This is a genomic window from Streptomyces sp. NPDC006197 (assembly GCF_040613865.1).
Taxonomy (GTDB): domain Bacteria; phylum Actinomycetota; class Actinomycetes; order Streptomycetales; family Streptomycetaceae; genus Streptomyces.
The window spans coordinates 67,873-93,021 of the sequence record NZ_JBEXSZ010000005.1; the positions used below are offsets into that span (position 1 = coordinate 67,873).

General features: G+C 70.6%; 29 protein-coding genes and 1 tRNA gene. 20 read left to right on the forward strand and 10 right to left on the reverse strand.

The window, feature by feature from the left end; translation table 11 throughout:
* Positions 1-29: 29 nt before the first annotated feature.
* Together ABZ318_RS02620 and ABZ318_RS02625 are read right to left on the reverse strand one after the other, a co-directional pair.
* A complete protein-coding gene (locus ABZ318_RS02620; RefSeq protein WP_356900664.1) occupies positions 30-239 on the reverse strand; it encodes a hypothetical protein in 210 nt (69 codons plus the stop codon).
* Positions 240-243: 4 nt separating this feature from the next.
* A complete protein-coding gene (locus tag ABZ318_RS02625; protein WP_356900665.1) occupies positions 244-834 on the reverse strand; it encodes a DUF5994 family protein in 591 nt (196 codons plus the stop codon).
* A 306-nt stretch (positions 835-1,140) separates the two neighbouring features.
* Between ABZ318_RS02625 and ABZ318_RS02630 the strand changes: the two genes are divergently transcribed.
* From ABZ318_RS02630 to ABZ318_RS02640, 3 genes are read left to right on the forward strand one after another with little or no spacing between them, the layout of a single operon-like run.
* Positions 1,141-1,632, forward strand: a complete 492-nt coding sequence (locus ABZ318_RS02630; protein ID WP_356900666.1) for a DUF5994 family protein — start codon at positions 1,141-1,143, stop codon at positions 1,630-1,632.
* Positions 1,629-1,985: a PRC-barrel domain-containing protein gene (locus tag ABZ318_RS02635; RefSeq protein ID WP_356900667.1), complete on the forward strand. Its 357-nt coding sequence runs from the start codon at positions 1,629-1,631 to the stop codon at positions 1,983-1,985. Before ABZ318_RS02630 ends, ABZ318_RS02635 begins: the two co-directional genes overlap by 4 nt.
* A gap of 28 nt (positions 1,986-2,013) precedes the next feature.
* The gene (locus ABZ318_RS02640; RefSeq protein WP_356900668.1) at positions 2,014-2,184 is read left to right on the forward strand and encodes a hypothetical protein; all 171 of its coding nucleotides are present in this window, start codon (positions 2,014-2,016) and stop codon (positions 2,182-2,184) included.
* 72 nt (positions 2,185-2,256) lie between these two features.
* On the opposite strand, the gene ABZ318_RS02645 is transcribed toward ABZ318_RS02640, so the two are convergent.
* A tRNA-Gly gene (locus tag ABZ318_RS02645) sits at positions 2,257-2,327 on the reverse strand.
* Between the two features lie 406 nt (positions 2,328-2,733).
* On the opposite strand from ABZ318_RS02645, the gene dcd reads away from it, so the two are divergent.
* Both dcd and ABZ318_RS02655 read left to right on the forward strand, forming a co-directional pair.
* The gene (gene dcd / locus ABZ318_RS02650) at positions 2,734-3,309 is read left to right on the forward strand and encodes a dCTP deaminase (protein WP_030690788.1); all 576 of its coding nucleotides are present in this window, start codon (positions 2,734-2,736) and stop codon (positions 3,307-3,309) included.
* A gap of 13 nt (positions 3,310-3,322) precedes the next feature.
* Positions 3,323-3,820 (forward strand): phosphoribosyltransferase, encoded by a 498-nt coding sequence (locus tag ABZ318_RS02655; protein WP_356900669.1) that lies wholly within the window; start codon positions 3,323-3,325, stop codon positions 3,818-3,820.
* A 68-nt stretch (positions 3,821-3,888) separates the two neighbouring features.
* Here ABZ318_RS02655 and ABZ318_RS02660 read toward each other — a convergent pair whose 3' ends face one another.
* From ABZ318_RS02660 to ABZ318_RS02670, 3 genes are all read right to left on the reverse strand, one after another.
* Positions 3,889-4,752 (reverse strand): Yip1 family protein, encoded by an 864-nt coding sequence (locus ABZ318_RS02660; RefSeq protein WP_356900670.1) that lies wholly within the window; start codon positions 4,750-4,752, stop codon positions 3,889-3,891.
* Positions 4,753-4,933: 181 nt separating this feature from the next.
* Entirely contained in the window at positions 4,934-7,192 is a 2,259-nt protein-coding gene (locus ABZ318_RS02665; protein ID WP_356900671.1) for a (Fe-S)-binding protein, read from the reverse strand.
* 107 nt (positions 7,193-7,299) lie between these two features.
* Positions 7,300-7,800: a sugar transferase gene (locus ABZ318_RS02670; protein WP_356900672.1), complete on the reverse strand. Its 501-nt coding sequence runs from the start codon at positions 7,798-7,800 to the stop codon at positions 7,300-7,302.
* Positions 7,801-8,003: 203 nt separating this feature from the next.
* On the opposite strand from ABZ318_RS02670, the gene dnaK reads away from it, so the two are divergent.
* The 4 genes from dnaK to ABZ318_RS02690 are packed head-to-tail and all read left to right on the forward strand — an operon-like array spanning position 8,004 to position 12,143.
* Complete coding sequence (gene dnaK / locus ABZ318_RS02675) at positions 8,004-9,845, forward strand: molecular chaperone DnaK (RefSeq protein ID WP_356900673.1); 1,842 nt, start codon at positions 8,004-8,006, stop codon at positions 9,843-9,845.
* The gene (gene grpE / locus ABZ318_RS02680) at positions 9,845-10,471 is read left to right on the forward strand and encodes a nucleotide exchange factor GrpE (protein ID WP_356900674.1); all 627 of its coding nucleotides are present in this window, start codon (positions 9,845-9,847) and stop codon (positions 10,469-10,471) included. Before dnaK ends, grpE begins: the two co-directional genes overlap by 1 nt.
* 33 nt (positions 10,472-10,504) lie before the next feature.
* A complete protein-coding gene (gene dnaJ, locus ABZ318_RS02685; protein WP_356900675.1) occupies positions 10,505-11,692 on the forward strand; it encodes a molecular chaperone DnaJ in 1,188 nt (395 codons plus the stop codon).
* Between the two features lie 4 nt (positions 11,693-11,696).
* Positions 11,697-12,143, forward strand: a complete 447-nt coding sequence (locus ABZ318_RS02690; RefSeq protein ID WP_356900676.1) for a helix-turn-helix domain-containing protein — start codon at positions 11,697-11,699, stop codon at positions 12,141-12,143.
* 77 nt (positions 12,144-12,220) lie between these two features.
* Here the strand turns inward: ABZ318_RS02690 and ABZ318_RS02695 are convergent, their stop codons facing one another.
* Positions 12,221-13,201, reverse strand: a complete 981-nt coding sequence (locus ABZ318_RS02695; protein ID WP_356900677.1) for a helix-turn-helix transcriptional regulator — start codon at positions 13,199-13,201, stop codon at positions 12,221-12,223.
* 132 nt (positions 13,202-13,333) lie between these two features.
* On the opposite strand from ABZ318_RS02695, the gene ABZ318_RS02700 reads away from it, so the two are divergent.
* Together ABZ318_RS02700 and ABZ318_RS02705 are read left to right on the forward strand one after the other, a co-directional pair.
* Positions 13,334-13,546, forward strand: coding sequence for a hypothetical protein (locus tag ABZ318_RS02700; RefSeq protein WP_356900678.1), 213 nt, complete (start codon positions 13,334-13,336; stop codon positions 13,544-13,546).
* Between the two features lie 8 nt (positions 13,547-13,554).
* A complete protein-coding gene (locus ABZ318_RS02705; protein ID WP_041129982.1) occupies positions 13,555-13,872 on the forward strand; it encodes a (2Fe-2S)-binding protein in 318 nt (105 codons plus the stop codon).
* Between the two features lie 107 nt (positions 13,873-13,979).
* On the opposite strand, the gene ABZ318_RS02710 is transcribed toward ABZ318_RS02705, so the two are convergent.
* Positions 13,980-14,384, reverse strand: a complete 405-nt coding sequence (locus ABZ318_RS02710) for a TIGR03618 family F420-dependent PPOX class oxidoreductase (RefSeq protein ID WP_030690801.1) — start codon at positions 14,382-14,384, stop codon at positions 13,980-13,982.
* A 122-nt stretch (positions 14,385-14,506) separates the two neighbouring features.
* Here ABZ318_RS02710 and clpB point away from each other — a divergent pair, with 122 nt between their 5' ends.
* On the forward strand, positions 14,507-17,098 hold the full coding sequence (gene clpB / locus ABZ318_RS02715) for an ATP-dependent chaperone ClpB (RefSeq protein ID WP_356900679.1): 2,592 nt from the start codon (positions 14,507-14,509) through the stop codon (positions 17,096-17,098).
* Positions 17,099-17,137: 39 nt separating this feature from the next.
* Here the strand turns inward: clpB and ABZ318_RS02720 are convergent, their stop codons facing one another.
* Positions 17,138-17,566 carry a hypothetical protein gene (locus ABZ318_RS02720; protein ID WP_356900681.1) on the reverse strand — a complete coding sequence of 143 codons (429 nt, stop codon included), beginning with the start codon at positions 17,564-17,566 and terminating at the stop codon, positions 17,138-17,140.
* Positions 17,567-17,683: 117 nt separating this feature from the next.
* On the opposite strand from ABZ318_RS02720, the gene ABZ318_RS02725 reads away from it, so the two are divergent.
* Positions 17,684-18,220 carry a YbjN domain-containing protein gene (locus ABZ318_RS02725; RefSeq protein ID WP_030690804.1) on the forward strand — a complete coding sequence of 179 codons (537 nt, stop codon included), beginning with the start codon at positions 17,684-17,686 and terminating at the stop codon, positions 18,218-18,220.
* 72 nt (positions 18,221-18,292) lie between these two features.
* Here ABZ318_RS02725 and ABZ318_RS02730 read toward each other — a convergent pair whose 3' ends face one another.
* Positions 18,293-19,495, reverse strand: coding sequence for a pyridoxal phosphate-dependent aminotransferase (locus tag ABZ318_RS02730; protein ID WP_356900682.1), 1,203 nt, complete (start codon positions 19,493-19,495; stop codon positions 18,293-18,295).
* Between the two features lie 121 nt (positions 19,496-19,616).
* Between ABZ318_RS02730 and ABZ318_RS02735 the strand changes: the two genes are divergently transcribed.
* From ABZ318_RS02735 to pyrE, 7 genes are all read left to right on the forward strand, one after another.
* Entirely contained in the window at positions 19,617-19,865 is a 249-nt protein-coding gene (locus ABZ318_RS02735) for a hypothetical protein (RefSeq protein WP_356900683.1), read from the forward strand.
* A 52-nt stretch (positions 19,866-19,917) separates the two neighbouring features.
* Positions 19,918-20,151, forward strand: coding sequence for a hypothetical protein (locus tag ABZ318_RS02740; protein WP_356900684.1), 234 nt, complete (start codon positions 19,918-19,920; stop codon positions 20,149-20,151).
* 217 nt (positions 20,152-20,368) lie between these two features.
* Positions 20,369-20,887: a DUF2617 family protein gene (locus tag ABZ318_RS02745; RefSeq protein ID WP_356900685.1), complete on the forward strand. Its 519-nt coding sequence runs from the start codon at positions 20,369-20,371 to the stop codon at positions 20,885-20,887.
* Between the two features lie 75 nt (positions 20,888-20,962).
* Entirely contained in the window at positions 20,963-22,645 is a 1,683-nt protein-coding gene (locus tag ABZ318_RS02750) for a polyamine aminopropyltransferase (RefSeq protein WP_356900686.1), read from the forward strand.
* Between the two features lie 61 nt (positions 22,646-22,706).
* Positions 22,707-23,612 carry an SRPBCC family protein gene (locus tag ABZ318_RS02755; RefSeq protein ID WP_356900687.1) on the forward strand — a complete coding sequence of 302 codons (906 nt, stop codon included), beginning with the start codon at positions 22,707-22,709 and terminating at the stop codon, positions 23,610-23,612.
* A gap of 61 nt (positions 23,613-23,673) precedes the next feature.
* Complete coding sequence (locus ABZ318_RS02760; RefSeq protein WP_356900712.1) at positions 23,674-24,459, forward strand: aldose 1-epimerase; 786 nt, start codon at positions 23,674-23,676, stop codon at positions 24,457-24,459.
* Positions 24,460-24,492: 33 nt separating this feature from the next.
* Positions 24,493-25,032, forward strand: coding sequence for an orotate phosphoribosyltransferase (pyrE, locus tag ABZ318_RS02765; RefSeq protein WP_356900688.1), 540 nt, complete (start codon positions 24,493-24,495; stop codon positions 25,030-25,032).
* Positions 25,033-25,149: the final 117 nt, after the last annotated feature.

A 25,149-nucleotide genomic window follows, 5' to 3' on the forward strand; every position in this document is an offset into this window, starting at 1 on the left:
CCGGAGGAGTGGTCTGAGGGTCAGGCAGGTCAGGGCCAGGTGCCCGTAGGCCGGTGATCGGCGATCCGTTCGGGCGTCCTGGGGTGGCTGTGGCCGGGGGGACGGCTGAGGGACGGGTAGGGGTCGCTGAAGTGGCGGGCCGCTATGCGCGCGTCGTGCTGGGCGTTCAGCCGGTGGATCAGGCGTGTGCCGAGCACGATCAGAAGGGCGCCTGCCAGGAGCGTGATCACGATCTCCATGTCCTCACCTCCCGGTGTGTCCCGGCAGCGGAATCATCCGCGCGCCGACGACGGGGTGCGCCGCCGGGTGCGACCGGGGCACCGGGGCGGCCCCGCCGTCGTTCTCCCAGGCGTCTTCGCTGCTCCGCGCCTCCCCCATACGGCGGCCGGTCGCGGCCTCGTCGGACATCAGTCCACCTGCGGAGAGGATGCTTCCGGGGAGGGCGGCGGCGGTCATCAGCCGGGTCGCGGAGGCGGGTTGGGTCTCGGGCGGAATCACGAGCAGGTCGCAGCGGCCGGTCGTGTAGGACAGCAGGATGATCTTGTCCGGGTCCTGCTCGGTGAACCAGCCCACGTGCAGCACGCGGCCGGTGACGGCGACCTTGTGCGGGACGACGGGCCAGTGGCCAGGGTTCACCAGGACGCGGGTGATGCGGCCCCAGCGTCCTTCGAGGGCGGCGGCCAGCGCCGGCAGCTCGGCTGCCAGGTCGCGTGAACGGGGCCACCAGGCGCCGTCGAGCCGACCGGCGAGCGTGGTCTTCGGAGTGAGCGACAAGCGGGCCGGAAGTCCTGGGGTGAGGGCGTGGTTCGCTGCCCTGTCGAGGGTGGTGGTCATGGCGGACCTGCCCCCGGGCTGCCCGTCGGCAGCCCGGTTTTTCGTGTTCCCCGGAAATGACACCTGCGTGGAAGCTGGTGCTCGAAGTACTTCCGGTACTTCCAGCGTACGTCTGATCAGCCCGTTTTCGGCCTGATACGGGAAGCGACTTCCAGTCCGTACGAACGAGCGTGCGGCGCCGGGCGGACCCGCGGGAGCCGGGGTTACCGTGAGATGACGGCACAGTCGCCCCGCCGGCGGCCGGTCGCCCCTCAGGCGCGGCCGTGGCGGGCCGCGGCAGCTCACCCGCAGACGAGCGGATCCACCATGGCCGACTCCGACATCCCGCCCCCGTTGCTCCCGCTGGATGAGATCCACCAGGTGGTACGCCCCGGTACGGCTCTGCTCCGGCTGGAGACGACGCACTCCCGGCAGGGCGTCCTCGACGGGGCGGGGTGGCCGCGCACGCGCGAGGTGGAGCAGGAGGTTCCCGCGCTGGTGTCCGTCCTGTCCGAGCACCTCGGACCCATCATCCGGGTCGGCCCGGACGCCACCGCGTGGGACGGGATTCCGACCCGGCTGGTCATCGACGACCGGGGCGTCCACCTCGACTCCTTCCCCGTCGGCGACGACACCGTCCTGATCACCCGTGGCGACAAGGACCACTTCGCGCTGATGGTGGTGCCGCCGGACACGGAAGCCGATGCCGCCCGCACGGCCACGGCCCGCGCGGTCCACGCCGACAACATCACGCAGGCCACCGAGTTCCTCGTCGCCACGCTTCCCGCACCGACGACCGAGCAGGGAGGAGCGGCATGATCCAGACAGCGGACATCCGCGAGTGGCGCAACCAGGACGTGGTGGACCCCGGCGGCCACAAGATCGGCGAACTGGAATCCGTCTACGTCGACACCAGCACCGACGAACCGGCCATGGTCACGGTCCGTGTCGGCCTGCCCACCCGGCACCGCCTGGTGTTCGTCCCCCTGGAGGGAGCGACGGTGGGGCCGGGGTACGTGCGGGTCGCCCACGACAGGAAACTGGTGAAACAGAGCCCCTCCATCGGCCCGGACGACGTCCTGCCCTTCGAGGACGAGGAAGCCGTCTTCCGCCACTACGGCCTCGTCTACGAACCCGGTGCGAACGGCGAACGGCAACTCGCCCGACGCTGAGCCCCCGACCGCCGGGGAGGCGGCCCCCATGACACTCTTCCTCGCCCTGATCATCGTCGCGATCATTCTGGGCCTCATCGGCGCCGTCGCCGACGGACTCCTCTTCCTCCTCTTCATCGGCATCGCGGTACTCGTGGCAGACCTCCTCTACATGGCCCTGCGCACCCGCCACTCAGCCCGCCACCACCCGCTCCGGTGACTTCGGGGACGACCCGGAAGAGGTCTGGACAACGACGAAGCCCCAGGTCGCTGACCTGGGGCTTCGTTCAAGAGCGGATGACGGGAATCGAACCCGCGCTATAAGCTTGGGAAGCTCATGTTCTACCATTAAACTACATCCGCGCAGCGGCCGGGTGATCCGTGCCGCATCGTTGCACACTGTACCCCATGTGCCACTTGAGGCGAAGCTTCCGGCTCCGGCGGTGCGGAGTGCCGCGTGGAGGGCACCCCCTTCATCCCCTAATGTGGCTGATCGTCCACCACATGTGTAGGGGAAGGGACTTGATGGCTTCGATGGAGCGCACCGTCGTCCGTTGTGCCGAAGGGCATGTGTTCAGTACCGCCTCGTTCCCGCTTCAGCAGCTCGGTGCGGGGCGGATCGGGCCCGGGCGGCTCATCCGGTGTCCGCGGTGTGCGCGGTTGCGGCATGCGGTGCCGGTGGAGGTCGGGCGGCGCTGAGCCGTGAGGTGCCGGGGCGCGGGCGCCTGCCGATTGGGGCAGGTCCGCGCCCTCTGCGTATCGTGGGGGCGTGCTTCTCTCAGACAAGGACATCCGGGCCGAGATCGATGCCGGACGGGTGCGCATCGACCCGTACGACGAATCCATGGTGCAGCCCTCGAGCATCGACGTGAGGCTTGACCGCTTCTTCCGGGTGTTCGAGAACCACCGCTACCCGCACATCGACCCCGCCGTCGAGCAGCTCGACCTGACGCGTGAGGTCGAGCCGGAGGGCGACGAGGCGTTCATCCTGCATCCGGGCGAGTTCGTGCTCGCCTCGACCTACGAGGTCATCACCCTGCCGGACGACATCGCGTCGCGTCTGGAGGGGAAGAGCTCCCTGGGGCGGCTCGGGCTCGTCACGCACTCGACCGCCGGGTTCATCGACCCCGGTTTCTCGGGGCACGTGACCCTGGAGCTGTCGAACCTCGCCACCCTGCCGATCAAGCTCTGGCCGGGGATGAAGATCGGCCAGCTGTGCATGTTCCGGCTGAGCTCGCCCGCCGAGTTCCCGTACGGGAGCGAGCGGTACGGCTCGCGGTACCAGGGCCAGCGGGGGCCGACGGCCTCCCGCTCCTACATGAACTTCCATCGGACCCAGGTGTGAGGCGGTCGCAGTCATGAGTGAAGTACGCGAGAACCTGACGTACGAGGGCTTCGGCAACGCCGTCCGCGAGCTGGCGCAGACCATCGCCGACGACGGCTACGAGCCCGACCTGGTGCTCTCCATCGCCCGCGGCGGCGTCTTCGTCGCCGGCGGTCTGGCCTACGCCCTGGACTGCAAGAACATCCACCTCGTGAACGTGGAGTTCTACACCGGGGTCGGGACCACGCTGGAGATGCCGGTCATGCTGGCGCCCGTGCCCAACGCGATCGACTTCAGCGACAAGAAGGTGCTCATCACCGACGACGTCGCCGACACCGGCAAGACGCTCAAGCTCGTCTACGACTTCTGCGTCGACCACGTCGCCGAGGTCCGCTCCGCCGTCATCTACGAGAAGTCCCACTCCCTCGTGAAGTGCGAGTACGTGTGGAAGAAGACCGACGAGTGGATCAACTTCCCCTGGTCGGTCGAGCCGCCCGTCGTGAGGCGCGAGGGCCAGGTCCTCGACGCCTGAGTCCGCGGACGCGCGAAAGGCCCCCACCGGCTTCGGTGGGGGCCTTTTCGTACGTCGGAGGGGCGGCGTTACAGCGTGCCCAGCTTGATCAGGCTCAGCAGCGCCACCAGCTGGATCGCCGACGCGCCCAGCGCCTTCGGCCACGGCAGGTCGTGGGAGCGGCTCACCATCACGGTGAGGAGCGCGCCGAGGGCCAGCCAGGTCGCCCAGCCGAGGACCTGCACCAGGCCGTTCTCGCCGCCCAGGAAGAGCGCGAAGACCAGGCGCGGCGCGTCCGTGATCGACATGATCAGCATCGAGAGGCCGATGGTCGGCTGCCAGGCGCCGTCGCCGCCCAGCTGGCGCGCGAGGGTGTGGGTGACCGCGCCCAGGATCAGACCGCCCAGCACGAAGCCGAGGGCCGTCATCAGGACGTACGGGATCGTGCTGGAGATCGTCGCGTTGAGCGCCTCTTCGCGGGCCTTGTCGAAGCCGAAGATCGCGAGGAGCCCGTAGAGGAACGTGACGATCAGCGCCGGGCCCCAGACGGCGTGGTCCCGCATCCGCAGGAACGTGTCCGCCGGGCGGAGCACGATGCCGCTCAGGAGCGGCTTCCAGGGGAGCCGGGGGCCCGTCGGTACGGGGGCCGCGCCCGCGTTGTACGTCGCGGCGTCGCCGTACGGGTCGTCGACGCTGAACATCTGGGTGTGGCCCGGGTTGTTCGCCGCCGCGTGCTGCTGCTGGTGGTGGTGCTGGGGGTCGCCGAAGTACTCCGGCTCCCCGTAGGTCTGCCCCTGCTGTCCGTACTGCTGCCCTTGCCGCCCCTGCGGCGGCTGCTGCCACTGCTGCTGCGGGTAGGGCGGCGGGGCCGCGTTGTACCCGTACGGCGCCTGCTGCGGTTGTTGTTGCGGGGGGCGGTTGTCCCGGCCGCGTCCGTTCCTGAATCCAGCCACGTGTCGAACGTACCCGCTTCCGCTGTGGGATCGCGCCCCAGGCCCGTCCTTGCCACTGAGCTGTGACATCCCCTAGGGGACGTGACGTGGCCCTCCTGCCGGGCCGCGCCGCCGAGGCGTCGTCCGTACGCGAAGGGCCGCCCCGCGTTGTCACGCGGGGCGGCCCTTTCGTTTCTCAGCCTCAGACGGCCGGCTCCGGCTCCTCGGCCGCCGGCTCCTCCTCCGGCTCGACCGGGGTCTTCACCGAGTCGAGGAGCAGCTGGGCGACGTCCACGACCGTGACGGACTCCTTGGCCTTGCCCTCGTTCTTCTTGCCGTTGACCGAGTCGGTCAGCATGACGAGGCAGAACGGGCAGGCGGTGGAGACGATGTCCGGGTTGAGGGACAGGGCCTCGTCGACGCGCTCGTTGTTGATGCGCTTGCCGATCCGCTCCTCCATCCACATCCGCGCGCCGCCGGCGCCGCAGCAGAAGCCGCGCTCCTTGTGGCGGTGCATCTCCTGCTGGCGCAGGCCGGGGACGGCGGACATGATCTCGCGCGGCGGCGTGTAGACCTTGTTGTGCCGGCCCAGGTAGCAGGGGTCGTGGTAGGTGATGAGGCCCTCGACCGGGGTCACCGGGATCAGCTTGCCCTCGTCGATGAGGTGCTGGAGCAGCTGGGTGTGGTGGATGACCTCGTAGTCGCCGCCGAGCTGCGGGTACTCGTTGGCGATGGTGTTGAAGCAGTGCGGGCAGGTGGAGACGATCTTCTTGGCCGACTTCGGCTTCTTCGTCGACTCGTCCTCGTCGTCCTCGCCGAACGCCATGTTCAGCATGGCGACGTTCTCGGCGCCGAGCTGCTGGAACAGCGGCTCGTTGCCCAGACGGCGCGGGGAGTCACCGGTGCACTTCTCCTCGCCGCCCATGATCGCGAACTTGACGCCCGCGATGTGGAGCAGCTCGGCGAAGGCCTTGGTGGTCTTCTTGGCGCGGTCCTCCAGGGCGCCGGCGCAGCCGACCCAGTAGAGGTAGTCGACCTCGGTGAGGTCCTCGACGTCCTTGCCGACGATCGGGACCTCGAAGTCGACCTCCTTGGTCCACTCGACGCGCTGCTTCTTCGCCAGGCCCCAGGGGTTGCCCTTCTTCTCCAGGTTCTTGAGCATCGTGCCCGCCTCGGACGGGAACGCGGACTCGATCATCACCTGGTAGCGGCGCATGTCGACGATGTGGTCGATGTGCTCGATGTCGACCGGGCACTGCTCGACGCAGGCGCCGCAGGTGGTGCAGGACCACAGGACGTCGGGGTCGATGACGCCGTTCTCCTCGGCGGTGCCGATGAGCGGGCGCTCGGCCTCGGCCAGGGCCGACGCCGGGACGTCCTTGAGGGCCTCCTCCGAGGCCTTCTCGTTGCCCTCCATGTCCTTGCCGCCGCCCGCGAGCAGGTACGGCGCCTTGGCGTGCGCGTGGTCGCGCAGCGACATGATGAGGAGCTTGGGGGAGAGCGGCTTGCCGGTGTTCCAGGCGGGGCACTGCGACTGGCAGCGGCCGCACTCGGTGCAGGTGGAGAAGTCGAGGATGCCCTTCCAGGAGAACTGCTCGACCTGGGAGACGCCGAAGACGGCGTCCTCGGCCGGGTCCTCCCAGTCGATCTCCTTGCCGGCCGTGGTCATCGGCTGGAGCGCGCCGAGCGCGGTGGAGCCGTCGGCGTTGCGCTTGAACCAGATGTTCGGGAAGCCGAGGAAGCGGTGCCAGGCGACGCCCATGTTGGTGTTGAGCGAGACCGTGATCATCCAGGTGAAGGACGTGACGATCTTGAGGCACGCGAAGAAGTAGGTGAGGTACTGGATCGTGCTGATGTCCAGGCCGTCGAGCAGCGCGATCAGCGGGTACGAGGCGAAGAAGCCCGGCTCCCAGCCCGTCACGTGGTGCTGGACGCCTTCGAGGGCGCGGAGCGTCATGATGCAGACGCCGACGATCAGGATGACGGCCTCGACGAAGTACGCCTGGCCGGTCTTGGAGCCGGCGAAGCGGGACTTGCGGCCCGCCTTGGTCGGCTTGCTCAGCTGGCGGATGACGATGAGGGTCACGATGCCGAGGACCGTCATCAGGCCGAGGAACTCGGTGAAGACCTCGTACGGCAGCCAGTCACCGATGAACGGGATCAGCCAGTCGGCCTGGAAGAGCTGGCCGAAGGCGTTCACGATGGTGAGGAGCAGCGAGAAGAAGCCCACCGCCACGAACCAGTGCGCGAAGCCGACGATGCCCCAGCGGTTCATGCGCGTGTGGCCGAGGAATTCCTTGACCAGCGTGATGGTGCGCTGCTTCGGGTCACCGGTGCGCGTGCCGGCGGGGACCGGCTGACCGAGCCGCACGAAGCGGTAGATCTGCACGGTGGCGCGGCCGAACAGCGCGACGGCCACCACCGTGATGGCGATCGACACGATGATCGCGGCGAGTTGCATGACGGGCTCCTCGGGCGGGCCTACTAAGCGGTAACTTATTGAGTTCCTGCTGAGATTACCCGGTCACGGCGCCGCGCTGTAGCGGCGCTCGCGGTGATATGTGTCGCTCAGGCAAGCCTTGCCGTGCGACGTCTGCGGACTGCTGGAAGCGTACGCGCAAGGACCAGCAGATCCATCCCCAGCCAGTGGTGGTCCACATAGTGGAGATCGAGCAGTTCGCGCTCCTCCCACGGTAGGTCCGAGCGGCCGCTGATCTGCCACGGCCCGGTGAGCCCCGGACGCACGGAGAGCCGGCGGCGGCCCTCGCCCGCGCACTCCCGGTGGGTCGGGGCCAGCGGGCACGGGCCCACGAGCGACATCCGGCCCGTGACGACGTGCAGCAGCAGCGGCAGCGCGGCCAGCGGGCTCTTCGTGCGGAAGGTCAGCATCGTGAAGGGCCGCCCGCCGAGACCCGCCACGGTCCGGCGGCGCAGCAGCCCGCCCGTACCGCCTCCGAGGGCCACGGACAGGGCGGTGCCGACGACCAGCGGCGCGAGGGCGAGGAGCAGGAGCGTCCCGCCCGCCACGTCGAAGGCGCGCTTCGCCGTCATCACGCGCTTCGCCGTCATGCGGTCCCACCCTCCGGCGGTAATCCTGGGATATGTCCGGACTCTCTCATGGGGATCGGGGCGAAGGGCGGGAGCGACGCGCCGATTGAGTGCCACGGCCGATGAAGAGTTGAGTCGACCCGACTCAGGTCTGTTGACGTGGTTCGGTTCCTCGTGCATCCTTGAGTCAGTTCCACTCAAGTCAGTCAGCTGGAGGAATCGAAATGGCACGTGCGGTCGGCATCGACCTGGGCACGACTAACTCCGTCGTCAGCGTTCTGGAAGGCGGCGAGCCCACCGTCATCACCAACGCCGAGGGCGCCAGGACCACGCCGTCCGTCGTCGCCTTCGCGAAGAACGGCGAGGTGCTCGTCGGCGAGGTGGCCAAGCGCCAGGCCGTCACCAACGTCGACAGGACCATCCGGTCGGTCAAGCGCCACATGGGCACCGACTGGAAGATCGACATCGACGGCAAGTCCTTCAACCCGCAGCAGATGAGCGCCTTCATCCTGCAGAAGCTCAAGCGCGACGCCGAGGCGTACCTGGGCGAGAAGGTCGTCGACGCGGTCATCACCGTCCCGGCGTACTTCAACGACTCCGAGCGCCAGGCCACCAAGGAGGCCGGTGAGATCGCGGGCCTCAACGTCCTGCGCATCGTCAACGAGCCGACCGCGGCCGCCCTGGCCTACGGCCTCGACAAGGACGACCAGACGATCCTCGTCTTCGACCTCGGTGGCGGCACCTTCGACGTGTCCCTCCTGGAGATCGGCGACGGCGTCGTCGAGGTGAAGGCCACCAACGGTGACAACCACCTCGGTGGTGACGACTGGGACCAGCGCGTCGTCGACTACCTGGTGACGCAGTTCCAGAACGGTCACGGCGTGGACCTGGCCAAGGACAAGATGGCCCTCCAGCGTCTGCGCGAGGCCGCCGAGAAGGCGAAGATCGAGCTCTCGTCCTCGACCGAGACCACGATCAACCTGCCCTACATCACGGCCTCCGCCGAGGGCCCGCTGCACCTGGACGAGAAGCTCACGCGCGCCCAGTTCCAGCAGCTCACCTCCGACCTGCTCGAGCGCTGCAAGGTGCCGTTCCACAACGTCATCAAGGACGCGGGCATCCAGCTCTCCGAGATCGACCACGTCGTCCTCGTCGGTGGCTCGACCCGCATGCCGGCCGTCGCCGAGCTCGTCAAGGAGCTGACCGGCGGCCAGGAGGCCAACAAGGGCGTCAACCCGGACGAGGTCGTCGCCATCGGCGCCGCGCTCCAGGCCGGTGTCCTCAAGGGTGAGGTCAAGGACGTCCTGCTCCTCGACGTGACCCCGCTGTCCCTCGGCATCGAGACCAAGGGCGGCATCATGACCAAGCTCATCGAGCGCAACACCACGATCCCGACCAAGCGGTCCGAGATCTTCACGACGGCCGAGGACAACCAGCCGTCCGTGCAGATCCAGGTCTACCAGGGCGAGCGCGAGATCGCGGCGTACAACAAGAAGCTCGGCATGTTCGAGCTGACCGGTCTGCCGCCGGCCCCGCGTGGCGTCCCGCAGATCGAGGTCGCCTTCGACATCGACGCCAACGGCATCATGCACGTGACCGCGAAGGACCTGGGCACGGGCAAGGAGCAGAAGATGACCGTCACCGGCGGCTCCTCGCTGCCGAAGGACGAGGTCGACCGGATGCGCCAGGAGGCCGAGCAGTACGCGGAGGAGGACCACCGCCGCCGCGAGGCCGCCGAGTCCCGCAACCAGGGCGAGCAGCTCGTCTACCAGACGGAGAAGTTCCTCAAGGACAACGAGGACAAGGTCCCCGGTGACGTCAAGGCCGAGGTCGAGGCCGCGCTCGTCGAGCTGAAGGAGAAGCTCAAGGGCGAGGACACCGCCGAGATCCGCACCGCCACCGAGAAGGTCGCGGCCGTCTCGCAGAAGCTCGGCCAGGCGCTGTACGCCGACGCCCAGGCCGCTCAGGCCGCCGGCGGCGACGCCGGTCAGGCCCAGGCGCAGGACGACGACGTCGTCGACGCCGAGATCGTCGACGAGGACAAGCCGAAGGGTGGCGCTGCCTGATGTCGGAGGAGACCCCGGGCTTCGAGGAGAAGCCCGACGTCCCCTCCGACGGCACGCCCGAGGAGACCGAGGCCGCCGACTCCGCCGACCAGGCGGAGGGGGCGGCCCCGGCCGGGGACGTCACTGACGTGGCTCTGCTGGCGCAGCTGGACCAGGCCCGTACGGCGCTCACCGAGCGCACCGCGGACCTCCAGCGGCTCCAGGCCGAGTACCAGAACTACCGCCGCCGCGTGGAGCGGGACCGGGTCACGGTCAAGGAGATCGCCGTCGCGAGCCTCCTGTCCGAGCTCCTGCCCGTGCTCGACGACGTCGGCCGGGCCCGGGACCACGGCGAGCTCGTGGGCGGGTTCAAGTCGGTGGCCGAATCGCTGGAGACCGTCGTCGCCAAGATGGGTCTGCAGCAGTTCGGCAAGGAGGGCGAGCCCTTCGACCCGACGATCCACGAGGCCCTGATGCACTCGTACGCGCCGGACGTCACCGAGACGACCTGCGTGGCGATCCTGCAGCCCGGGTATCGGATCGGCGAGCGGACCATCCGGCCCGCCCGCGTGGCCGTCGCCGAGCCCCAGCCGGGCGCGCAGGCGAAGGCGGAGGAGTCGGATGACTCCGAGAAGGACAGCGAGTAACAGCCGTACCCGCGTGCGGGAGGAGGGACGTCGATGAGCACGAAGGACTTCGTCGAGAAGGACTACTACAAGGTTCTCGGCGTCCCCAAGGACGCCACCGAGGCCGAGATCAAGAAGGCGTACCGGAAGCTCGCCCGCGAGAACCATCCGGACGCCAACAAGAACGACGCGAGCGCCGAGGCGCGCTTCAAGGAGATCTCCGAGGCGAACGACGTCCTCGGTGACCCCAAGAAGCGCAAGGAGTACGACGACGCCCGCGCCCTCTTCGGGAACGGCGCCCTCTTCGGTAATCAGGGGGGCAGGGCCGGCGGCCCGGGCGCCGGAGGTTCGTTCAACTTCGACCTGGGCGACCTCTTCGGAGGCGCCCAGGGCGGGGCGGGCGGCTTCGGCGGCGGCGGGATCGGCGACGTCTTCGGTGGACTGTTCAACCGCGGCGGGGGCGCCGGCCGCACCCAGCCGCGGCGCGGCCAGGACATCGAGTCCGAGGTGACGCTCAGCTTCACCGAGGCCATCGAGGGCGCGACCGTGCCGCTGCGGATGTCCAGCCAGCAGCCGTGCACGGCGTGCTCGGGCACCGGCGACAAGAACGGCACGCCCCGGGTGTGCCCGACCTGCGTCGGCACCGGACAGGTCTCGCGCGGCAGCGGCGGCGGCTTCTCGCTCACCGACCCGTGCGTGGACTGCAAGGGCCGCGGCCTCATCGCCGAGAACCCCTGCGAGGTCTGCAAGGGCAGCGGGCGGGCCAAGTCCTCCCGCACCATGCAGGTCCGCATCCCGGCGGGCGTCAGCGACAACCAGAAGATCCGTCTGCGCGGCAAGGGCGCGCCGGGCGAGCGCGGCGGGCAGAACGGCGACCTGTACGTCGTCGTGCACGTCGACGACCACCCGGTCTTCGGCCGCAAGGACGACAACCTCACCGTCACGGTGCCGGTCTCCTTCTCGGAGGCGGCGCTCGGCGGCGAGATCAAGGTGCCGACCCTCGGCGGCCCCGCGGTCACCCTCAAGCTGCCCGCGGGCACGCCGAACGGCCGGACCATGCGCGCCCGGGGCAAGGGCGCGGTCCGCAAGGACGGCACGCGCGGCGACCTCCTGGTGACGGTCGAGGTGGCGGTGCCGAAGGAGCTGGACGACAAGGCACGAGAGGCCCTGGAGACCTTCCGCGAGGCGACCGCCTCCGAGGACCCGCGGGCCGAGCTGTTCCAGGCCGCGAAGGGAGCGTGACCCGGTGGAAGGGCGCCGACGCAATCCGTTTGAACTGACCGACGAGTCGCCGGTGTACGTCATCTCGGTGGCGGCCCAGCTCTCCGGGCTGCACCCGCAGACCCTGCGGCAGTACGACCGCCTCGGCCTGGTCTCGCCGGACCGCACGGCCGGGCGGGGCCGCCGCTACTCGGCCCGTGACATCGAGCTGCTCCGTCAGGTGCAGCAGCTGTCGCAGGACGAGGGCATCAACCTGGCCGGAATCAAGCGGATCATCGAACTGGAGAACCAGGTCGCGGCGCTCCAGGCCCGGGTGTCCGAGCTGTCGGCGGCGGTCGAGGGCGCGGCGGCGACGCTGCGCCAGCGCGAGGCCCAGGTGCACGCCTCGTACCGCCGGGACCTGGTCCCGTACACCGACGTGCAGCAGGCGAGCGCCCTCGTGGTGTGGCGTCCCAAGCAGCGCGGCGAGTAGCACTTCCCCTGTCACGGCAGAGGCCCCCTCCACGCGGGTGGAGGGGGCCTCTGCCGTGTCCGAGGGGACCGGGGCGGTCAGTGGGCCCGTTCGAGGATGCCGGACTGGGCGATCAGGTAGCCGAGCTGCGCGCGGCTGCCGCTGCCCAGGGCGGCGGCGAGCTTGGCGATGTGCGCCCGGCAGGTCCGCACGTTCATCCCGAGCCGGCGGGCGATGGCCTCGTCGACGTGCCCCTCGACGAGGAGCCGGGCGATGGAGCGCTGGACGCCGCCGATGCCGTCGGTCTTGATGTCGTACGGGATCTCCTCCCGGATCGGCACCGCCAGCTGCCAGAACTGGTCGAAGACGCCGCCGAGGTAGGCGACCAGGCCGGGGTGGCGCAGCTCCAGGGCGACCTGGCGGTCGCTGCGGGCCGGGATGAAGGCGACCTCGCGGTCGACGATGATCAGCCGGTCGATGATCTCTTCGAGGGTGCGGACCTGGACCTCGGGGCCGACGTGCTCCAGATAGGTCAGCGTGAGCTCGGTGTGGCGCGCGGTGTGCTGGTAGAGCGTGCGCATGCTGATGCCGCGTCCCAGGAGCGGGGAGACGCGGTCGAGGGCCTCGCTGAGGGCCTGGGCGGGTCGTCCGCCGCCCGGCTGGACGGTGAGGAGTTCCCGGCGGCAGTTGGCCACGACGCGGTCGAGGGTCGAGTTGATGCGGTCGATGCCCTCGAGGACGGTGATGGCGTGGGTGGTGGGGGAGTCGTGGGCGCTGATCGCCATGAACGGCTCGAAGGCGTCCGACAGGGCGACGGTGCGCCGCCGGCGGTCGAGTATCTCCCGTTCGATCGGCTGGAGCAGCTGGGCGAGCGCCGCGGAGGGGGGAACCGGACGCAGCCACTGCGCGTCGTCGGGGTCGGGGTGCAGCAGGGACAGGTCGAGGAGGCAGGGTGCCTCGATCGCCTCTGACCGGGGTATTCGTCCGGTGCGCAGAGCGGCCGCGTACAGCTCGGAGCCCGCTTCGCACAGTTCGGCGTGCGAATGAGGGTGACCTGTTTCGTCCGCTTGTTTCCGCATATGTACACCCCCAGGCTCCTGCATCTCAGGAACATGATGCCTGGGTTTGGTGGTGCAGGCGCAGAGAGTGAGCCATCGTCTTACTCGCGGGGGTTGGAAGTAGACGTTGCCTTCAAGTGAGGTTGCTCGGTGATGATGAAGAAGCTCATACGCGCGGCGGCCGGAATCGCCTTCATCGCGGCCGCCACAGTGGGCGCGGGAGTGGCCCTCGACCCGGGCTGGCACTCGGAGCCGGCGCAGGTGCAGGCCGCTCAGCTCGACCCGGGTTGGCACCTGACCGGGTCCACGCTCGTCGATGACCCGGGCTGGAGCGTGGCCCCCCAGCAGGACCCCGGCTGGAGCTAGTCGGGCACATGAATGTTCCCGATGACCCCAGGTTCCGCCGGGAGATGGCCTCGGCCTATCGCTCCGGCTGGCACTTCGTCGATCTCGCCACGGCAATCCCCCACCGTGGCGACTCGCTGAAGGTCACCCTCTTCGGAGAGCCGATCGTCGTCGCCCGTGAGCAGGACGAAGACGTCCGCGCGTACCGCTGTCTGCGCCGTCCCCGCGGCGCTCCGCAGCCCATCCGCTGTGCCATCCGGTACGGCATGATCTTCGTCAACCTCGATCAGCGGGACCACCAGCTGATCGAACCGGAGGCCATCACCGCCACCCCCCGCAGTGCCTGAGCGATTCCCCCGTCGTTGTAGATCGCTCCGGCACTTCCCCCACACAGCGGCGCCATCGCGGACCTGAAACGCGATGGCGCCGCTGTGCTTTTCCGTACCCGCCGGCGTTACGCGCGGCCCATCGCCCGGGTGAGGGCGATCTCGATGACGACCCGGTCCGGGTTCGGGGTCGGCGTGCGGCCGTAGCGCTCGGCGTAGCGGGCGACGGCGTCCGCGACGGCCTCCTCCTCCGTGCGGATGCGGGCGACGCCCTCCAGGGTGGCCCAGCGCCCCTTGTCGACCTGGCAGACCGCGACCCGCGCGCCGTCCGCGCCCGCCGCCAGGACGTTGGCGACCTTCCGGCTGTTCTTGTTGGTGATCACGCGCGCGTACCCGCCCTCGGGGTCGTACGTGACGCCGACCGCGACGACGTGCGGCGTGCCGTCCGGGCGCGGGGTGGTCAGGGTGCACATGTGGTACTCGCGCCAGAAGCTCAGGTACGAGTCGGAGGGGTTCCTGGGGTCTGTGGCCATGCCCGGAAACTACCCGCGGGAGAGCTCCCTCCGACACCTTGAGCGGACTCGACTCAACTTTGTGTACTCTGGAGAGGTCATAGAAGGAGAGGACCCACGAGACCCCAGAAGGAGCACCGCACGTGGACGCCGAACTGACCCACAGGAGCCGGGACGCGATCAACGCGGCGAGCAGCCGCGCCGTGTCCGACGGACACGCCGACCTGACCCCGGCCCATCTGCTGCTCGCGCTGCTGACCGGTCAGGACAACGAGAACATCACCGACCTGCTCGCCGCCGCCGGGGCCGACCAGGCGGTCGTCCGCGGAGACGCGGAGCGGCTCCTCGCCGGTCTGCCGAGCGTCACGGGGTCCACGGTCGCGCCCCCGCAGCCCAACCGCGACTTCCTCGCCGTCCTCGCGGACGCCGACAAGCGCGCCAAGGAGCTCGGCGACGACTTCCTCTCGACCGAGCACCTGCTCATCGGGATCGCCGCCAAGGGCGGCCGGGCCGGTGAGATCCTCGACCGGCAGGGCGCGAGCGCATCGACGCTGCTCGACGCCTTCGAGAAGAGCAGGGGAGGACGCCGGGTGACCACAGCCGACCCGGAGGGGCAGTACAAGGCGCTGGAGAAGTTCGGCACGGACTTCACCGCCGCCGCACGCGAGGGCAAGCTGGACCCGGTCATCGGCCGCGACCACGAGATCCGGCGCGTGGTCCAGGTGCTGTCCCGCCGCACCAAGAACAACCCCGTCCTCATCGGCGAGCCCGGCGTCGGCAAGACCGCCGTTGTCGAGGGCCTCGCCCAGCGGATCGTGAAGGGCGACGTCCCCGAGTCCCTGAAGAACAAGCGGCTCGTCGCGCTCGACCTCGGCGCGATGGTCGCCGGCGCGAAGTACCGCGGCGAGTTCGAGGAGCGCCTGAAGACCGTCCTCTCCGAGATCAAGGAGAGCGACGGCCAGATCATCACCTTCATCGACGAGCTGCACACGGTCGTCGGCGCGGGCGCCGGCGGCGACTCCGCCATGGACGCCGGCAACATGCTCAAGCCGATGCTGGCCCGCGGCGAGCTCCGCATGGTCGGCGCGACCACCCTCGACGAGTACCGCGAGCGGATCGAGAAGGACCCCGCCCTGGAGCGCCGCTTCCAGCAGGTCCTGGTCGCCGAGCCGACCGTCGAGGACACCATCGCGATCCTCCGCGGCCTCAAGGGCCGGTACGAGGCCCACCACAAGGTGCAGATCAACGACTCCGCCCTGGTGGCCGCCGCGACCCTCTCCGACCGGTACATCACCTCCCGCTTCCTCCCCGACAAGGCCATCGACCTCGTCGACGAGGCCGCCTCCCGGCTCCGCATGGAGATCGACTCCTCGCCCGTCGAGATCGACGAGCTCCAGCGCTCCGTGGACCGGCTCCGCATGGAGGAGCTGGCCCTGAAGAACGAGACGGACGCGGCGAGCAAGCAGCGCCTGGAGAAGCTGCGGCGCGACCTCGCCGACCGCGAGGAGGAGCTGCGCGGCCTCACCGCCCGCTGGGAGAAGGAGAAGCAGTCCCTCAACCGGGTCGGCGAGCTGAAGGAGCGCCTCGACGAGACCCGCGGCCGCGCCGAGCGCGCCCAGCGCGACGGCGACTTCGACACCGCCTCCAAGCTGCTGTACGGGGAGATCCCGGGCCTGGAGCGTGAGCTGGAGGCCGCCACCGAGGCGGAGGCCCAGCAGGAGGCGGCCAAGGACACCATGGTCAAGGACGAGGTCGGCCCCGACGACATCGCGGACGTGGTCGGCTCCTGGACCGGCATCCCCGCCGGCCGCCTCCTGGAGGGCGAGACGCAGAAGCTGCTCCGCATGGAGGAGGAGATCGGCAGGCGGCTGATCGGCCAGTCCGAGGCCGTCCAGGCCGTCTCCGACGCGGTGCGCCGCACCCGCGCCGGGATCGCCGACCCCGACCGGCCCACCGGCTCCTTCCTCTTCCTCGGCCCGACCGGCGTCGGCAAGACCGAGCTGGCGAAGGCGCTCGCCGACTTCCTCTTCGACGACGAGCGGGCCATGGTCCGCATCGACATGTCGGAGTACGGCGAGAAGCACTCCGTCGCCCGTCTGGTCGGCGCGCCCCCCGGCTACGTCGGTTACGAGGAGGGCGGCCAGCTCACGGAGGCGGTCCGCCGCCGCCCGTACAGCGTGGTCCTGCTCGACGAGGTGGAGAAGGCGCACCCGGAGGTCTTCGACGTCCTGCTCCAGGTCCTGGACGACGGACGCCTGACCGACGGGCAGGGCCGGACGGTGGACTTCCGCAACACCATCCTGATCCTGACCTCGAACCTGGGCAGCCAGTACCTGGTGGAGCCCCTGACCAGCGAGGACGTGAAGAAGGAGCAGGTCCTGGAGGTCGTGCGGGCGAGCTTCAAGCCCGAGTTCCTCAACCGGCTGGACGACCTGGTCGTCTTCTCCGCGCTCGACCGGGCCGAGCTGGGGCGGATCGCGCAGCTCCAGATCGACCGGCTCGCCAGGCGCCTCGCCGACCGGCGCCTCGCCCTGGAGGTCACCCCGGAGGCCCTGGAGTGGCTCGCCGAGGAGGGCAACGACCCCGCGTACGGCGCGCGGCCGCTGCGCCGCCTGATCCAGACGGCGATCGGCGACCGGCTCGCCAAGGAGATCCTGGCGGGCGAGGTCGTGGACGGCGACACGGTCCGGGTGGACCGCTTCGAGGACGGCCTGATCGTCGGGGCGGCGCAGTAGCCGTCCCCGGCGGGGCCGGGGCCCGTCTTCGGACCGGGGCTACAGGTCGAAGGAGCTGAGGTGGACGAGGGCGGTGCCGCCGTCCTCGTACACCACCTTCACCCTGACGTAGAGCACCTGGTCGTAGTCCTCCTCCAGGCACAGGTCCGCGTCGCACGGAGGCAGCTGTTCGCCACCCGGATAGGTGGTTTTCAGCCAGTCGGCGACCCCGGCGCGCGGCATGCGGAAGTCCACCGTGATGTACGAGTCCTGCCAGTGCGTCCCGGTGCAGCGGGCGTCCTCGGCGTCCGCCGGAAGCCTGCCGCGGGCGAACTCCATCGCCTCGGCGCAGTCCACCGGCTGCGTCCTGCTGCTCTCGCTGAGGGAGTAGGCGCCCCAGGCCAGGAACGTGACGGGCAGCCCGCAGAGCACCACGAGCCCCGCGAGGAGCCAGATCCACCACCGGGATTTCTTCTTCGTGTCCCCCATGGGCACGAGATCATGTCAGCCGGCAGCGGATCTTGCCTCTTCCGGACCGGCGGGGCTTGCCACGTACCGCCCGGCATGGGGGAGGATGGCGAGCATCCGTACGAAGGGAAATACACGGTGAGCATCGACCCGTCCTCGATTCCGAATTTCGGGGGCCAGCCCCAGCCTCAGGCAGCAGGACCGGCGGGCCCCGTCGTCCCCGACCAGGACCTCGTCAAGCAGCTCCTCGAGCAGATGGAACTCAAGTACGTCGTCGACGACGAGGGTGACCTCGCGGCGCCGTGGGAGGAGTTCCGCACGTACTTCATGTTCCGCGGCGAGGGCGAGCAGCAGGTCTTCTCGGTGCGGACGTTCTACGACCGCCCGCACTCGGCCGACGACCGCGCGAAGATCCTCGACGCGATCGACGACTGGAACCGCCGCACCCTGTGGCCCAAGGTCTACACCCACCTGCACGAGGAGGAGGACGGCTCCGCCACCCTCCGCCTCATCGGCGAGGCCCAGATGCTGATCGGCACCGGCGTCGCCCTGGAGCACTTCGTGTCCTCCACGGTGAGCTGGGTCCGCGCGTCGATCGAGTTCGACAAGTGGATCGTCGAGCAGTTCGGCCTGGAGTCCCCGGAGGCCAAGGCCGAGGGCGACGAGGAGGCCTGAGCCTCCCCGCCGCACGGCCACGGGAGCCCGGCCCCTTCAGGGGGGCCGGGCTCCCGTGCGTCCCGGGGCGCCTCAGGCGAGGCGCTTGAGGCGGGAGACGGCCTCCTCCAGGACCTCGGTCTTCTTGCAGAAGGCGAAGCGGACGAAGGGGGCGCCCTCCTCGCGGTGGTCGTAGAAGACCGCGTTGGGGATGGCGACGACGCCCGCGCGCTCCGGGAGGGAGCGGCAGAAGGCGAAGCCGTCGGTGGCGCCGAGGGGGCGGACGTCGGTGGTGACGAAGTAGGTGCCGGCCGGGCGGTAGACCTCGAAGCCCGCCTGCACGAGCCCTTCACTCAGCAGGTCCCGCTTGGCGCGCAGATCGGCGCGCAGGCCGTCGAAGTAGGCGGCGGGGAGCCGGAGGGCCTCGGCGATCGCGTACTGGAAGGGGCCCGAGGAGACGTACGTGAGGAACTGCTTGGCCGAGCGGACGGCGGAGGTCAGTTCGGGGCTCGCGGTGATCCAGCCGACCTTCCAGCCCGTGAACGAGAACGTCTTGCCGCTCGAACCGATGGTGACCGTGCGCCCCCGCATGCCGGGCAGGCTCGCGATCGGCAGGTGCTCGGCCCCGTCGAAGACCAGGTGCTCGTACACCTCGTCCGTGACGACCAGCAGGTCCCGCTCGACCGCCAGCTCGGCGACGGCGGTCAGTTCGGCCCGGGTGAGGACCGTGCCGGTGGGGTTGTGCGGGGTGTTGAGCAGGATCAGCCGGGTCCGGTCGGTGACGGCGGCCCGCAGCTCGTCGAGGTCGAGGACGAAGCGCCGACCAGTGGCTCCGTCGCGGTCGCCCTCGTGGGGGCGGAGGGTGACGGGAACCCTGGTGCCGCCGGCCATCGCGATGCAGGCCGCGTACGAGTCGTAGTACGGCTCCAGGGCGATCACCTCGTCGCCCGGCTCGACCAGGGCGAGCAGGGCCGCCGCGATCGCCTCGGTGGCGCCCGCCGTGACGAGGACCTCGGCGTCAGGGTCGTACGCGAGGCCGTACCGCTCCCGCTGGTGGTCGGCGATCGCCGACCGCAGCTCGGGGACGCCGGGGCCGGGCGGGTACTGGTTGCCGCGGCCGTCCCGCAGCGCGCGGACCGCCGCCTCCCGGATCTCCTCCGGGCCGTCGGTGTCGGGGAAGCCCTGACCGAGGTTGATCGACCCGGTCCTGGCGGCGAGCGCGGACATCTCGGCGAAGATCGTCGTCCCGAACTCGGCGAGGCGGCGATTGAGCAGCGGTCGTGTCATGACCGCCATCCTGGGGCCAAGCTCTGGACTTGCTCAAGTGCGCTTTGGGGGGCGTCCGGGACGGGGATCGCCCTGGCATGGACATCGCATTCTTCATCCTCGGGATCGCGGCCGTGATCGCGTTCGTGGTGTGGACCGTCGCGAGGGGGACGGGCGGGACGACGCGCACGGGCCGTGGCGGCGGGGACAGCTGGTGGGCCGGGTCCTCGACCTCGTCCTCCTCGTCCTCTTCCTCCTCCTCGTGCTCCTCCTCCTCGTCGTCCTCCTGCTCCTCCTCCTCGTGCTCCAGCTCCTCGTGTTCGAGTTCCTCCTGCTCGTCGTCCTCCTGCTCCAGTTCCTCGTGCAGCTGAAGCTCTGGACTCGCTCAAGTCGGCTTTGACGGGGTGTCGGAACGGGCATCCCCCTCGCACAGAAGAACGGGGGTAGTACAGATGGGATTCATCCTCTTCGTCGTCATCGCGATGGTCGTGCTCGGGGCGGTCGTCGCCGTCCGGGCGGCGGCCGGCGGAAAGCAGCGGCGTGGCGGGCACAGGGGCGGCCGGCGCAGGGGCGGCAGCAGCTGGGCCGACGGCGGTGGCGGTGGCGGCTGCGGCGGGAGCAGCTCCTGTGGTTCCGGCAGCTCGTGCGGGTCCGGTTGCGGTGGTGGAGGCTGCGGCGGCAGCTGATTGAACAAGTGAACTGCTGGGTCCCCGAAGGGGTTGGAAAACACAGCAAGTTGGGTAAAAACGCTGCGAGTCGCCCGACGCACATGGTTCTCTCGCTCCTGACAGAGACAGCCCTCGGACCGTGTGTGGACCCGAGCCGGCGATTCCCCACTCCCGTAGAACCCTTCTCCGGGGCGCCCCCGGCCCACCCGTCAAACCGTGTTTGCGGAGCCGACCCATGCTCACCACCCTGAAGACCTCCTACACCGATACGCGCGCGGCAGACCTGGCCTGGGCCCTCGGGCGCGAGCCGCTGCCCGCGCTCGCCGTGCTCGATCTCGAACTCTCCGGCGCCAAGCTCCAGTTGAGGCTGCTCGGCGCTTCCCATCAGGTCCTCCTGGAGGAGGAGGGGCGCCACTGCTCGGAGACCGTGGCCTGCATGCCGGGCAGCAGCACCCCGCTTCCGCTCGGCGTGTCCAAGCGCGTCGGCGAATGGGAGTACGAATTCGCGGCGCGCGTCGAGACGCTCACGCACGGCTCCTTCGCGGGCCGTGCGCAGGAGCTGCTCGCGCTCGTCGCCGACCACCCCAACGGCCTCGCGGGGACCTTCCCCGGCTCCCCGCACGCCTTCACGGCGATGCTGGCGCAGCGTCACGAGGGCCAGGTGCGGTGGCGCACCTGGCACGCCTACCCGCAGGAGGGGCAGCTGGTGGTGACCAGGACCCGTCTCGGCGCACGTATGCCCGCAACACTCTGATGCGCCCTCCCGGAGCCCCATGTGCACTCGTGTGGGTGACAAAAGGTGCGTCAGTCGTGACGTAGCGTTACGGGCATGATCGAGCCGACCGTGACCATGCCACCCAAGAGGGTGCGCCGGCCGCCTGTGCGGCGGTCCGTGCGGCCGCCGCGCGAGGCGGTGCGGTTCCCGGTCCTCGCGGTCGTCTTCGTCTGCGCCGCCTGCGGCCTGGTCTACGAGCTCGAACTCGTCGCCCTCGCCTCCTACTTGATCGGCGACTCGGTCACCCAGGCCTCCGTCGTGCTCTCCGTGATGGTCTTCGCGATGGGGGTGGGCTCGCTCCTCGCCAAGCGGCTGCGCTGCCGCGCCGCCGTCGGCTTCGGCCTGGTAGAGGCCGGGCTCGCGCTGATCGGCGGCTGCTCGGCGATGGTGCTGTACGCGGCCTTCGCCTGGCTGGGCGAATCGCGGTACGTGCTGGTGGCGTTCTCGCTCGCCATCGGGGTGCTCATCGGCGCCGAGATCCCGCTCCTGATGTCGCTCATACAGCGGGCGGGAGGAGAACGCGCCGGGCGGGCCGGGCGGCAGGCCCCGCTCGGGGAGCAGGACGACGCGGCCGGGACGGTCGCCGACCTCTTCGCCGCCGACTACGTCGGCGCGCTCGTCGGCGGCCTCGCCTTCCCCTTCCTGCTCCTGCCCTGGCTCGGCCAGCTCACCGGCGCGCTCGTCACCGGCGCGGTCAACGCGGTCGCGGGCGGCGGCCTCGTCCTCTGGGTCTTCCGCCGCGACCTGACCCGCCGGTCCCGGGCCCTGCTCGTGGCCGTGAACCTGTGCGTCCTGACCGTCCTCGCCACCGCGACCGTCCTCGTCGACGACTTCGAACAGGCCGCGCGCCGCGCCGTGTACGGGGAGCGGGTGCGGGTCGCCGTCCACACCGACCTCCAGGAGGTCGTGGTGACCGGGAGCCTCCAGGAGCCGCCCGACCTGTTCCTCGACGGGCGGCTGCGGGTGGCCGGCCGGGACGAGTACCGCTACCACGAGGCGCTCGTGCACCCCGCGATGAACGGCGCGCACGCGCGCGTGCTGATCGTCGGCGGCGGCGACGGGATGGCCGCCCGCGAGGCCCTGCGCTACGCCGGGGTCCGCTCCGTCACCGTCGTCGAGCTCGACCCGGGGGTCGTCCGCCTCGCCCGTACGGACCCGGCGCTCGCCAAGCTCAACGCGCGGGCTTTCCGCGACCCCCGCGTCCATGTGGTCTACGCGGACGCGTTCAACTGGCTGAGGGGCGCCGCCGATCGTCTGCAGGAACGGTACGACGTGGTGATCTCCGACCTGCCCGACCCGGGGATCACCCCCAGCGCCAAGCTCTACTCGGAGGAGTTCTACGGCCTGGTGGCCCGGGTGCTCACCGCCACCGGACGGTTCGCCGTGCACGCCGGATCGGCCACCGACCGGCCCCGCACCTACTGGACCGTCGACGCCACCCTGCGCGCCGCCGGCTTCGCGACCAGCCCGTTCAGCGCGGCCGGCCGCACCCCCGGCTTCGCCGCCGGACCCGACCGCGCCGACCGCGCCGACCGTACGGGGCGGGGGCCGCGCGACTGGGGCTTCCTCCTGGCCGTACGGGGCGACCGGCCGCCCGCCCTCGGCCTCGCCCCCGGCGCGCCCCGGCTGCGCTCCCTCGGCACCGGGACGCTGGAGGCCGCCGCGCGCCGCGCCGAACGGACCCGGGGCGCCGCACCGCCGCCCTCCACCCTGGTGCACCCCCGCTACGGGGCCTGACGGAGGACCCCCGGGGACAAACAGGCGACGCCGCGCCCCCGCCTGAGTAGGCTCGGCTTCCATGGAGCATGAGGTGTTCGTTCCCGTCCCGGCCGAAGCCCTGCGCGCGACGCTCACGGACCCGGCCCGCGTGGTGCGCTGCGTGCCCGGTCTCCAGCGGGACGCCGACGACGAGGCCGGACCCCTCGCGGGCCGGCTGAAGGTGCGGGTCGGCGGCAGCACCATCACCTACCGGGGCGCCCTCAAGGTCGTCGAGCGGGACGGGGCCATCACCTACGAGGGGGAGGGCACCGAGGTGCGGGGCAAGGGCTCGGCCGAGCTGTCCCTCACCGTCGTCCTCACCCCGGTGGCCGAGGGGACCAGCCTGAGCTTCACCGGCGCCCTCACGGCGGCAGGTCGGCTCGCCGACGCGACGGACGAGGCACGCTCCACGGCGGCCGCCAGGCTCCTCGACAAGTTCGTGGAGGCGGTGACCGCGCTGGCGGAGGAGCCCTCCGGGGCGCCGAAGGAACGGGACGCGGCTCCGGAAGGGGCCTTGGAGGACCGGGACGCCGCTCCGGAAAGGGCTTCGGAGGAGCAGGACGCGGCTCCGGAGGAGGCCTCGGAGGAGGCCAGTGACGACGACGGGGTCGACGACGGGGTGGAGGAGCCGCCCGGGCGGGGCCCCGTCTTCGACGCGCCGGTGCCGCCCCCCTCCCTCGACCCGCTCCTCGACGAGGACTTCGGCGACACCCCGATCGAGTTCCCCTCCCCGCAGCCCGCCGCCGAGGCCGCCCACGCCCGCCGGACCATGATCGGGCGGTCCGCCGAGGAGGTCGACCACGCGCCGCCGCGCGGCCGGTACGCCCCCGTCCCCGCCCCCGAGGCGACGAGCGCCGGCGCCACCCTGCGCTGGATCGCGCCGGCCGCGGCCCTCGCGCTCGCCTCGGCCGTCGTCGTCGGCCGGGCGCTGCGCCGCCGCCGCTGAAACGGGCCCACCGGGGCTGGGCTCCGATCCCCCGGCCACCCCCTAGGCTCGGAGGGTGAGCATGCAGACGCGACTGACGGCGGGCGACGCCGAGTTGACCATCGACCCCGAACACGGCTGCCGGATCGGGAGCCTGCGCATCGGCGGCACCGAACTGCTGCGCCAGGGCGAGCGGTACGGAAGCTTCCCGATGGTGCCCTGGTGCGGGCGGACCGAGAACGGCCGCTTCCGCGACGGCGCCACCACGCACCGGCTGCCGATCAACGCCGCCCCGCACGCCATCCACGGCACCGTCCGCGACCTCGCCTGGAAGACCGCCCGGACCTCCGCGACCGAGGCCGTCTTCACCTGCGAGCTCGGCGACCCCTGGCCGTACCAGGGCAGGGTCACCCAGGTCTTCGAGCTGGCCGAGGACTCCCTCACCCTCCGCTTCGGCGTCGAGACCTACGACGCCTCCTTCCCGGCGCAGGCCGGCTGGCACCCCTGGTTCCTGCGCAACCTGGGCCGGGGCGGTCAGGACGTACGGATCGACTTCACGCCCGCCTGGCAGGAGGAGCGCGGGGAGAACCACCTCCCGACCGGCCGCCGCATCGACCCCCTCCCCGGTCCCTGGGACGACTGCTTCGGCATGCCCGACGGCGTCGACGTCACCCTCACCTGGCCGGAGGAGCTGGAGCTGAAGGTCGCGAGCCGCGCCGAATGGGTCGTGATCTACGACGAGCCCGAGGAGGCGGTCTGCGTCGAGCCGCAGTCCGGCCCGCCGAACGGCCTCAACACCCATCCGCGCCTGGTCACCCCGATCGACCCCCTGGAGGTCGAGAGCACCTGGAGCTGGCGTCGGCTGTGAAAGCCGCGAAAGACGCCCCTTAAGCTGCTGAGCATGACTGACGTACGCGCTGAGCTGCTCCAGCAGATCAAGGACAAGGCCGTGGTGCACGGCAAGGTGACCCTCTCCTCGGGTCTGGAAGCCGACTACTACATCGACCTGCGTCGCATCACGCTGGACGGCGAGGCCGCGCCGATGGTGGGCCAGGTCATGCTCGACCTCACGGCCGACCTGGACTTCGACTGCGTCGGCGGGCTCACCCTGGGCGCCGACCCGGTCGCGACCTCGATGCTGCACGCCTCCGCCGCGCGCGGCCGGCGCCTGGACGCCTTCGTCGTGCGCAAGGCGCAGAAGGCGCACGGCATGCAGCGCCGTATCGAGGGCACGGACGTCAAGGGCCGTCGCTGCCTCGTCGTCGAGGACACCTCGACCACCGGCGGCTCGCCGCTGACCGCGGTCGAGGCCGTCCGCGAGGCGGGCGGCGAGGTCGTCGCCGTGGCGACGATCGTGGACCGGGGAGCCGCCGGCGCCATCGCCGAGGCGGGTCTGCCGTACCTCACCGGCTACCAGCTGGCGGATCTCGGCCTGGCGTAACCGCCGCGAAGTCGTGACTTAGGTCCTGGACCCCTGGCAAAACGGTCCTGACCTGGTGTTTTGCCGAGGGGCGGGGTGTTTCACGTGAAACACCCCGCCCCTCGGCATGTCATGCCC

Coding starts and splice junctions, on each gene's coding strand:
- ABZ318_RS02620 (WP_356900664.1), bottom strand. CDS start 239: ATGGAGATCGTGATCACGCTCCTGGCAGGCGCCCTTCTGATCGTGCTC.
- ABZ318_RS02625 (WP_356900665.1), bottom strand. CDS start 834: ATGACCACCACCCTCGACAGGGCAGCGAACCACGCCCTCACCCCAGGA.
- ABZ318_RS02630 (WP_356900666.1), top strand. CDS start 1,141: ATGGCCGACTCCGACATCCCGCCCCCGTTGCTCCCGCTGGATGAGATC.
- ABZ318_RS02635 (WP_356900667.1), top strand. CDS start 1,629: ATGATCCAGACAGCGGACATCCGCGAGTGGCGCAACCAGGACGTGGTG.
- ABZ318_RS02640 (WP_356900668.1), top strand. CDS start 2,014: ATGACACTCTTCCTCGCCCTGATCATCGTCGCGATCATTCTGGGCCTC.
- ABZ318_RS02655 (WP_356900669.1), top strand. CDS start 3,323: ATGAGTGAAGTACGCGAGAACCTGACGTACGAGGGCTTCGGCAACGCC.
- ABZ318_RS02665 (WP_356900671.1), bottom strand. CDS start 7,192: ATGCAACTCGCCGCGATCATCGTGTCGATCGCCATCACGGTGGTGGCC.
- ABZ318_RS02670 (WP_356900672.1), bottom strand. CDS start 7,800: ATGACGGCGAAGCGCGTGATGACGGCGAAGCGCGCCTTCGACGTGGCG.
- dnaK (WP_356900673.1), top strand. CDS start 8,004: ATGGCACGTGCGGTCGGCATCGACCTGGGCACGACTAACTCCGTCGTC.
- grpE (WP_356900674.1), top strand. CDS start 9,845: ATGTCGGAGGAGACCCCGGGCTTCGAGGAGAAGCCCGACGTCCCCTCC.
- dnaJ (WP_356900675.1), top strand. CDS start 10,505: ATGAGCACGAAGGACTTCGTCGAGAAGGACTACTACAAGGTTCTCGGC.
- ABZ318_RS02695 (WP_356900677.1), bottom strand. CDS start 13,201: ATGCGGAAACAAGCGGACGAAACAGGTCACCCTCATTCGCACGCCGAA.
- ABZ318_RS02700 (WP_356900678.1), top strand. CDS start 13,334: ATGATGAAGAAGCTCATACGCGCGGCGGCCGGAATCGCCTTCATCGCG.
- ABZ318_RS02705 (WP_041129982.1), top strand. CDS start 13,555: ATGAATGTTCCCGATGACCCCAGGTTCCGCCGGGAGATGGCCTCGGCC.
- ABZ318_RS02710 (WP_030690801.1), bottom strand. CDS start 14,384: ATGGCCACAGACCCCAGGAACCCCTCCGACTCGTACCTGAGCTTCTGG.
- ABZ318_RS02720 (WP_356900681.1), bottom strand. CDS start 17,566: ATGGGGGACACGAAGAAGAAATCCCGGTGGTGGATCTGGCTCCTCGCG.
- ABZ318_RS02730 (WP_356900682.1), bottom strand. CDS start 19,495: ATGGCGGTCATGACACGACCGCTGCTCAATCGCCGCCTCGCCGAGTTC.
- ABZ318_RS02740 (WP_356900684.1), top strand. CDS start 19,918: ATGGGATTCATCCTCTTCGTCGTCATCGCGATGGTCGTGCTCGGGGCG.
- ABZ318_RS02745 (WP_356900685.1), top strand. CDS start 20,369: ATGCTCACCACCCTGAAGACCTCCTACACCGATACGCGCGCGGCAGAC.
- ABZ318_RS02750 (WP_356900686.1), top strand. CDS start 20,963: ATGATCGAGCCGACCGTGACCATGCCACCCAAGAGGGTGCGCCGGCCG.
- ABZ318_RS02755 (WP_356900687.1), top strand. CDS start 22,707: ATGGAGCATGAGGTGTTCGTTCCCGTCCCGGCCGAAGCCCTGCGCGCG.
- ABZ318_RS02760 (WP_356900712.1), top strand. CDS start 23,674: ATGCAGACGCGACTGACGGCGGGCGACGCCGAGTTGACCATCGACCCC.
- pyrE (WP_356900688.1), top strand. CDS start 24,493: ATGACTGACGTACGCGCTGAGCTGCTCCAGCAGATCAAGGACAAGGCC.